The organism is Acidiferrobacterales bacterium (assembly GCA_028820695.1).
Taxonomy (GTDB): domain Bacteria; phylum Pseudomonadota; class Gammaproteobacteria; order Arenicellales; family JAJDZL01; genus JAJDZL01.
In genome coordinates, this window is record JAPPIB010000039.1 from 1 (window position 1) to 8,546 (window position 8,546).

The 8,546-nt window shown below is 46.3% G+C and carries 7 protein-coding genes; 5 read left to right on the top strand and 2 right to left on the bottom strand.

Annotated elements, in window-relative coordinates; all coding sequences use genetic code 11:
* The first annotated feature begins 433 nt into the window (after nt 1-433).
* The 3 genes from OXI60_05275 to OXI60_05285 all read left to right on the top strand — a co-directional run bounded on the left by OXI60_05275 (nt 434) and on the right by OXI60_05285 (nt 4,287).
* A complete protein-coding gene (locus OXI60_05275; GenBank protein ID MDE0309226.1) occupies nt 434-1,786 on the top strand; it encodes a glycosyltransferase in 1,353 nt (450 codons plus the stop codon).
* 225 nt (nt 1,787-2,011) lie between these two features.
* Nucleotides 2,012-3,289: a glycosyltransferase gene (locus OXI60_05280; protein MDE0309227.1), complete on the top strand. Its 1,278-nt coding sequence runs from the start codon at nt 2,012-2,014 to the stop codon at nt 3,287-3,289.
* A 242-nt stretch (nt 3,290-3,531) separates the two neighbouring features.
* A complete protein-coding gene (locus tag OXI60_05285) occupies nt 3,532-4,287 on the top strand; it encodes a glycosyltransferase family 25 protein (protein ID MDE0309228.1) in 756 nt (251 codons plus the stop codon).
* A 269-nt stretch (nt 4,288-4,556) separates the two neighbouring features.
* On the opposite strand, the gene OXI60_05290 is transcribed toward OXI60_05285, so the two are convergent.
* Nucleotides 4,557-5,429, bottom strand: coding sequence for a glycosyltransferase family 2 protein (locus tag OXI60_05290; protein MDE0309229.1), 873 nt, complete (start codon nt 5,427-5,429; stop codon nt 4,557-4,559).
* A 3-nt stretch (nt 5,430-5,432) separates the two neighbouring features.
* Complete coding sequence (locus tag OXI60_05295; GenBank protein MDE0309230.1) at nt 5,433-6,500, bottom strand: glycosyltransferase; 1,068 nt, start codon at nt 6,498-6,500, stop codon at nt 5,433-5,435.
* 325 nt (nt 6,501-6,825) lie between these two features.
* Here OXI60_05295 and OXI60_05300 point away from each other — a divergent pair, with 325 nt between their 5' ends.
* A complete protein-coding gene (locus OXI60_05300) occupies nt 6,826-7,161 on the top strand; it encodes a helix-turn-helix transcriptional regulator (protein ID MDE0309231.1) in 336 nt (111 codons plus the stop codon).
* Nucleotides 7,158-8,456, top strand: a complete 1,299-nt coding sequence (locus OXI60_05305) for a type II toxin-antitoxin system HipA family toxin (GenBank protein MDE0309232.1) — start codon at nt 7,158-7,160, stop codon at nt 8,454-8,456. The genes OXI60_05300 and OXI60_05305 overlap by 4 nt, the downstream gene beginning before the upstream one ends.
* Nucleotides 8,457-8,546: the final 90 nt, after the last annotated feature.

Genomic DNA, 8,546 nt, shown 5'->3' on the forward strand with positions numbered 1-8,546 from the left:
CCTGCCTTAGCCTATGCCTCATTTTAAAGAAATTGAAATATTTAGACGCACACCCCCGGCGATTCATTAACTTGATTTCGTTTTGGTCAACGGCATAGACCTGGATGACGTTCTTTGCTAAATCCACGCCAACTCGGTGAATATCGGTTATATTGACTTTTGATTTCATGATTTGGATACTCCTTTTGGTAACTTTCGCTGGAATTTCCAGCTTGGCACTTATGATGCCGTATTTCTTGTCGAAGGGGTGTCCATTTCATTAATTGTGCGCCGTGTCTACAGTCCATTGATATCTGTTGATTCGCCTTATCTTCCCAGCTGTAGCCGTGACACTTACTCGTTGAGGTGACCCCAAAGGTAATCTCGATAATGTCTAATCTCCTGAACCCCACCTGTCCAATAGGTGTAGAGATATAGTAGTTACGAGGTAAAGATGAAGCAAACTGGCAGAAAAATGAGCGGAAACCGGAACAATTCTGAGAATCATTCGGAACAAGATAGAAAATTGCATGTTGCGTTCGTAATTGACAGTATGGATGGGGGAGGTGCTGAACTGTCAGTCCTAACGGTTATTGATTCATTGTTACATAAGAACCACAAGATTGATCTGGTTTTGTTTAAATTCCGTGGCAAACGATTGTCACAAATTCCAGATGGTGTTAATCTTTTTGTTCTAGGCCAAGAATTTCAGCAAGGTCATCAGAACGAGCGATGTTCCATTCCGATAGATGAAATTCACTGGATACGACTACCAACTGGCTTTAAGGAAACGATCAATGGCCTGCTCAGTTATTTTCGTTCATTGAAAATAAAGAAGAAATTTTTACCACCGCGTCGCAGGCATTTTTATCGGGTTCATTCTATGAGCGAATACCTAAAGTCTCAAACGCCCAACCTAATTGTTGCAAATTCATTTCCCTCATGCAATATCAGTGTTCTTGGTCGAAAGCTTTCGTTCACAGACGTCCCTGTGGTCTGTTCAATTCGTATTGATTGCCTTCATTCCCTGGACAGAAAGAATCGAATTTACTTCAATTCACTCATAAGTTACGTTCAGAAAATACATTCAATTTCCCAAGGGTTGACCGATTCCGTAGAAAAATACATGGAGGCCAACAATTTACAGGCTGGGCAGAAAGGTATTACCACAATCTACAACGGCTTTAACGTGGAAAGAATATTGTCGCTTTCTGGACTGCCGGTTCAGCATGACTGGTTTACGGGGGGGGGACAGTTTAGTGATGACGTAAAAACGATCTTGGCGGTAGGAAGACTGCATTATCAGAAAAACTTTGAGTTGTTGATCAACGCATTTTCAATCGTTTTAAAGGAATCGGATACCAGACTGATTATTCTTGGCCAAGGGGAACGCAGGGGAAAATTGGAGAACTTGGTGCAAGAATTGAACATCAGGCATGCTGTATCCATGCCGGGGTGGGTAGACAATCCTTACGCGTTCATGGCAAGAGCGAATCTCTTTGTTTCAACTTCCAATACTGAAGGGTTTCATAGAGGGATAGCCGAAGCAGTGATATGTGGTTGTCCGGTGGTGAGTACGGATTGTCCGAGCGGTCCAAGCGAAATTCTGGAAGGCGGAATATGGGGGCGCCTTACACCGGTTAATGATCAGGACGCGCTTGTGACAGCGATCTTGGAATCCCTGAATACGGAAACTGATCGTGGTGCACTACAGGTCCGAGGAAAAAAATTTGATATAAATTCCATTATTCAAGACTATGAGGAGCTTTTTCATGCAGTGGTCGATGAATTCAAATCAAACCCGTAGCGTTGCGACCTAGAAAAGAATGATCACATTGGGAAGCCGAATCGCTAGTACTGTCTTGGAGTATCTAGCTCAACGCTCAAGTTGCGTGTGCTCCTCGATAATGGATTCGGAGGACTTGTGTATGGTGTTTTGCCATAATGACTGTTCCTCGTAGAGAAATTTCGTTGTCGCAAGATGTCTCGTCATCCTGAATCGTTGGACACGAATACACTGCATGTATCGGTGATGATTCGCAGTCTAGAACGCGGCGGTGCTGAAGTCGCCCTGCTTACACTTATTGAGGGATTGTTGTCCAGAGGTCATCGGGTTGATCTTGTCTTGATTGAGTTTCAGGGGGTAAGGCTCCAACAGATTCCGAAGGCTGTGAACTTATTCGTGCTCGACCCAAAGTATCAAAAAAGGTTCGAATCAGTACCGTGTTCCTTGTCTGCAGACGAAATCAAATGGATAAAACCACCATTGGGGTTTAGGGAAACGGCTAAAGCACTTTCCAGTTACCTGGGATTGCTTAGTTTGGATGATTCTGTTCGACTCGCTCCCAGAAGGCGGCATATTAAACCCGTGCTAGCTTTGAGGGATTATTTGACAGCGGAGCAACCTGATCTCATCTATGCGAGTTTACCACGTTCGTGTTACATCAGTATCCTTGCCAGACGTCTGTCGCTGGTAAGGCTACCGGTCATATGGTCACTTCACAGTGACAATATTGACAAGTATTCGAATAGGGACAGGAAGTATTTTGAGAAGCTTATTGGATATGCAGACAGAATACACACTTGTTCCAAAGGAGTTGCCGAGTCGGTGACCAAATATACCGGTTCGAACAAACTGCCAAAATCTAAATGCATAAGAGTCACGGCAATTTACAACGCATTCAATGCGGAACGTATACTATCGCTCTCAACAAATCCGAATTCACATAGATGGTCCGCAGCGTGTACAAATGAAACGAAGGATGATTCCAGTAAGTTAATTTTGTCGGCAGGGAGACTGGGTTCGGTCAAGAATTTTGCGTTGCTGATCAGAGCATTCTCACTTGCTCTGAAGAGTATCGAGGCAAAGTTGGTAATTCTCGGTGAGGGCACAGAGAGGGAAAATCTGGAGAATCTGGCACGTAAACTGAATGTTGATCACGCGCTGTCCATGCCTGGACATGTGGACAATCCTTATTCATTCATGGCGAGAGCGGACTTATTTGTTCTGTCATCCGACTATGAAGGAATGCCCATGGTACTTGGCGAGGCTTTGCTTTGCGGTTGTCCTATAGTGAGCACCGACTGCCCGAGCGGGCCGAGTGAATTTTTAGTTGATGGTCAATGGGGTCGGCTGGTTCCAGTTGGTGACGAGTCGGCGATGGCGGATGCGATCGTCGCGAGCTTGATGGAGTCGCCGAATCGGCTAGAAATGAAAAGAAGGGGAATGGACTTTGATGTGAACCATCTGATTCCGCTGTACGAAACGATGTTTCGTGAGGTTGTGGACGAATATCGAGGCCAGGTGTAGGTGTTTGTAGGAACAAAAGAGTTCTTGACAAATGAGATGTGAACCATAAGTTACCTGATGCGAACTCAGCATTCCTGAAGCAGTGTAATCACAATGACTCATCCGTGTCAGAGTCCAAGGCAAAGAAATTGCCTGGCTCAAGTGATCAACTATGTGAAGTTCGACACCTCAACATAAACGAACTACGAAAATAATTGATGTCAGCCAAATTTACCTTAAATGAACGGTGAGAATTCGAATGAATGAAGTGTGTAGTGATAAATCTTGAGCGCGCCGACGAACGACGGAAACGTATTAGCGAACGGTTTGAGAATCTCGGAATCGAGTTTGATTTCTTTACCGGTATAGACGGGCACAAGTTGCCAAATGAAGATTACTTCAAGTACGGTGACCGGCAATCCGGCTTAATCAACTGGAAGCATCCGAACGTACCGGGTATGCTGGGATGCTTTATCAGTCACAGGCTAGTCTGGCTGAACGCGATTTATGAAGGGTTGGATCTGATAGCAGTTTTTGAGGATGACGTGACGCTTGACTCTAATCTTGGACAGGTGTTGAACGCTGTAGAGTCCGGATTGGAAGCGATTCCGGACTTCGACATTATCTTTTTGGATAATCGGCGTCCTGACAGGCAGTTCATATCTCTGGCTACTATCGATCAAATTCATTCGGTTGGTTTGGTAAGGTACGGCAATCTGGGTACCAGTGGATATATCATCACCCGCACTGCCATGCAGCATTTAGTGAAAAAGTTTCCTCGCATGCCAGTTGCGGTCGATCAGTTGATACGTGCTGGATGGAAAAACGGTTTGCAGACATTTACGCTCAATACGCAAGTTGTGTTTCATGGCGTAAGGTTTGTCAATCATGGTTCTTACGTCTATTCCCCCATCAGAATGAAACGTACCTGGAAGCAAAAATTCCACTATTTACTTGAGTTCAGTATCCCGAAACGAGTGTCATATTTTCGCCGTGCGAATGGTTTCAGTCACTCGTGAAAGTTTCACAGACAACTCGGCAAACAAATCAGAAACTAAGACAATCAGCCAACATTACGATCATGCTAGCAGGAGGATGTTGGATATTGAAGGCATTGAACTGACAACTGCATTCCTCTATTGACCAGTACTGGCAGTTCCAGAAACCAAGCCTGTCAGATAAAGCGATGAGTCATTCGTAGAATTCCCAGAACAGGTTGAATGTCAAACTCGAGCAACGGTCCTAGCAGAATCAATCGAAGAGAATGACGGGGCATTTTCGATGTTGTTCAGATTACTACTCGGAAATTTCGAAGATAAGCCATAACCTCATCACAATTGGAATCTACCGACGCAAAGTCATCGGGCTTACCAAAATTACTCAAGTCAAAAGATTGAACTTCACCCCGCGCGTATCTTTTCTTTCTATAGTCTGAGCTGTTAGGATTCAACTGTTCGATTGTTCGCGTAATCCGTCGCAGAATTCTGGATTCAGCTGGATTCTTTCTTGTTGACAGCACTTTGGAAGAACTGTTGGTTTTATCCTGCGATGATCGCCGGAAAAAGCATAGATGAAGGCATCTGAAATCCGCAGCATCCCAGACTGTCTCTTTGGAAAAACTGTAGGTTTGCTGCTTGGAGTACCCATCCCGAAATTCCAGTCCCTTGCCATGCAGTCTTTCTCGTTTCCGCCACTTTGACTGCCAGTTTTCAATTGCATTGAAGTTGTACAGTTTCAGACCTGCCTTGGCAGGCGGTGATGGATAGCCACGTACCACGCAACCATTGAAATCAAATTCGGTGACATGCAGATATCTGCTCGCCACGCTCCAAAGATGATCAAACTCACCCAACTGGATTCGGGTACGCATTCGTTGCAGTCCGATCGGATCGTGGATCTCATCACCGTCGATTCCGAGTACCCAGGTCGAAGTGCCAAAATACTTTTCCAGATATTTTTGGGTGTTGTTGGCGTTCCTGACCTCGATCACATTGATGTGATCGTGGATGCTGGCGATATTGTCAACGACTTCTCGAGTTCGGTCGGTGGAGAGATTATCCAGCACAATGATCTCATCACAGAAATTCACCGCATTCATCAGTGACCAGGCAATGAAATACTCTTCATTCCTGACCAGGAAAACACCAACTATCCGATTCATGAGTCAAGAGCCATCTGATTTGTGCTGATCAATGCAGTTTTGGAACACTCCGATGAGTTTCGGAACGACCACGTCAGCGGTGTAGCATTCCTTATAGATATCCAAGGCGACACAAGCGCGCTGAAATGTCGCTTCGGTATCTTGCATCGCCACCTGTATTCCCTGGCTGAGTGCCTTTCCCGACTTGGAATCGACTAGAACAGCACTGGAATCATCAAGGATTTCCAAGGGTCCGTTTGTTTTTGTTGCGACGATAGGTAGACCCGAAGCCATCGCTTCGAGAAGAACGACCCCGAACGTCTCGCTAATCGAGGACAAGATGAATAAATCTGATGACTTCATTAATGGCATCACGTCATCCGATGCTCCAATGAATTGAACAGTGTTTTCCAGTCCCAACGTATTTCGCTGCCGAGTCAGGCTTGTCATTTCAGGTCCGTCCCCTGCAATCGTCAACTGAAGCTCGTAACCACTGGCAACTAGATCACGCACGGCGTCAAGAAGATAGTTGTACCCTTTGTCTGCATGCAGTCTCCCGGCGGAGAATAACTTCCAAATCGGAGATTTTTTCTCAGGATGTTCAACAGGATCAATTGAAGCGAATAAAGGAATCACTTCGGAAAAATTCGGATTGATCAGATCGACATGGTATTCAATGTTTGCCTGGGATCTTGTGTGCGGGATCAGCATATCCACTCCCTTATAGTACTTCTGTTTGAGGCTCGCCTGCACCAGCGATACCTGAGGCCAGTGGCTATTGTCTGCTGATTTCACCTTATTGGCGAAAAGTGTAGAGCGTTGTCCGTGTGAGACCACAATATCCGGATCGAACTGATTCAGGATACGCCGAAACTGTCTGATAGTCGACCAGTCATAATTACCGAATCGATTGCTGACAGTAGCGAGTTTGAGGTTGCCGGCGTGATCTGACATGACCTTGAACAGCCATCCATCGATTCGCACTACTGCGAGTATGGAATGGCCACGCTTGGACATTTCGATACAGCAGTCTCGAAAGAAAGATTGCACACCGCCCCAGCCGTTACCGATCATCAAATGAGCGATTTTCATGCTGCTACGTTAAGGGCTGCCAGATAATCTACCGCTTCGCATAGGCAAACTGTGACTTCAAGGGGAAAGTACGAAGTAGTTGAACTGCTTGCGGTATCAGAACGAGCATGAATAACCAGGCATTATACAGTGCGAGGCGATGCGTAATTCCAGGCACTATTGAGCGACAATCAATTTGTTTCGGAGTTCGGAATGACCTTGATTTTCGTTTTGCAACTTGTCTATTTTTCGAAATTCCATGCTCGATTCCTTGCTAATGGTCGAATAAATATCACATCTGATGTATTATTAGCATGTTTAGTATATTACTATCACTAATGATATTATGAAAATCAATAAATTTACGCCGGAAACTGACATTCTCAAGGAATTTGGCAAACGTCTCGCGAGAATCCGCAAGGCGCAAGGTTACACGCAAACCGAATTAGCGCAAGAGGCTGGAATCGGCGTTGCCACCATCCGCCGGATCGAAGGTGGACAGGTCAGCCAGCTTGAGACATGGCTGAAACTTTTCAAGGCATTGGACATGTCGTCAAATGTTGATGCGCTGCTGCCAGAGACATTCAATTCTCCCATGGCTGAAGCCCTCGCCGGAAAATCCCGGAAGCGTAAGAATCCCTCTTCCCCTTCCGGCATCATGTGGGGAGATGAAACTGGATGAGCACAGCGACTGTCAAACTTTGGGGCACCACAATCGGATACGTCTCAATGGATCACACGGAACGGCATGCACGGTTTGAATATGACCCGGCATTTGTCAATTTCGGCATAGAGCCAGCCCCGCTGTGGATGCCGCTTCGCAAAGGTCGTATTTATCAGTTTCAAGACCTGCACTCCAGATCATTTCATGGTTTGCCCGGAATGATTGCGGACAGTCTGCCGGACAAGTACGGCAATCGGCTCATTGATGTCTGGCTTGCCCAAACCGGAAGGCAACCAACACAATTCAATGCTGTAGATCGCCTCTGTTACACCGGAACGCGCGGTATGGGAGCACTGGAATATGAACCTTCTACCGGAAGTGATATATCAACGGACAAACGACTCGAGATCGACCAACTGGTCGAACTTGCCTCAATTGCCTTTGCCGACAGGGAGGCACTCAAAACCAAACTCTCACCCGGAAATGAACAGAGCGCGTTACTCGACATTCTGAGTGTGGGGACATCGGCGGGTGGTGCCCGCGCCAAGGCTGTCATTGCTTACAATCCGGAGACTAAAGAAGTCCGGTCGGGGCAGGTAGATCTGCCGCCCGATTCTGAGCATTGGTTGATTAAATTTGACGGCGTTGCCTTCAGTGGAGATTGGGGCGTGGCGGACCCGTCCGGCTACGGTCTGCTGGAGTATAGTTATCATCTGATGGCAAAGGCTTGCGGTATCGACATGATGGACAGTCGTATATTCAGCGAGAATGGCCGCAACCACTTTATGACAAGACGCTTTGACCGCAATGAGCGCGGCGGTAAAGACTATGTCCAGACTTTTGCGGCAGTCGCACATTTTGATTACTATGAAAGTGGCGTCTATTCTTATGAGCAACTGTTCATGACAATGCGCCAGTTGAACATGTCACAGAATGCTATTGAAGAGCAATTCCGTCGTGTTATCTTCAATGTGGTCGGTTGCAATCAGGACGACCATGTGAAGAATTTTGGCTTCAGGATGGATCGTCAGGGTCATTGGGACCTTGCACCGGCCTATGATCTCTGTCACGCCGAAGGCAGTGATTTCACAAGATTCCACCAGTTAAGCATAAACGGCAAGACAAGTGGCTTCACCATACGGGATCTGAAGCATCTTGCCAAATATGCCCGCCTGCCGCGCAATCGCGAAAAGTACGTCCTGGAACGGACAGTCGATGCGTTCTCAACTTGGCACCAGACGGCAAAAGAGCTCGAAATTTCCAGGGTGCTGCAGGATCACGTGTTGCGCACACTGCGCTTGTCCTGGATATAAGTCATCATCGCTGTTAATGTCGATTGATATTCTCAACTGAACTAAGCTGCGTTCCGCAGCAGTTTTTCATACCCTGCCTATTTCTTCGGT

What these genes read in the sequence shown, in the direction of transcription:
- OXI60_05275 (MDE0309226.1), top strand. Translation starts at nt 434, where the DNA reads ATGAAGCAAACTGGCAGAAAAATGAGCGGAAACCGGAACAATTCTGAG.
- OXI60_05280 (MDE0309227.1), top strand. Translation starts at nt 2,012, where the DNA reads ATGATTCGCAGTCTAGAACGCGGCGGTGCTGAAGTCGCCCTGCTTACA.
- OXI60_05285 (MDE0309228.1), top strand. Translation starts at nt 3,532, where the DNA reads ATGAAGTGTGTAGTGATAAATCTTGAGCGCGCCGACGAACGACGGAAA.
- OXI60_05290 (MDE0309229.1), bottom strand. Translation starts at nt 5,429, where the DNA reads ATGAATCGGATAGTTGGTGTTTTCCTGGTCAGGAATGAAGAGTATTTC.
- OXI60_05295 (MDE0309230.1), bottom strand. Translation starts at nt 6,500, where the DNA reads ATGAAAATCGCTCATTTGATGATCGGTAACGGCTGGGGCGGTGTGCAA.
- OXI60_05300 (MDE0309231.1), top strand. Translation starts at nt 6,826, where the DNA reads ATGAAAATCAATAAATTTACGCCGGAAACTGACATTCTCAAGGAATTT.
- OXI60_05305 (MDE0309232.1), top strand. Translation starts at nt 7,158, where the DNA reads ATGAGCACAGCGACTGTCAAACTTTGGGGCACCACAATCGGATACGTC.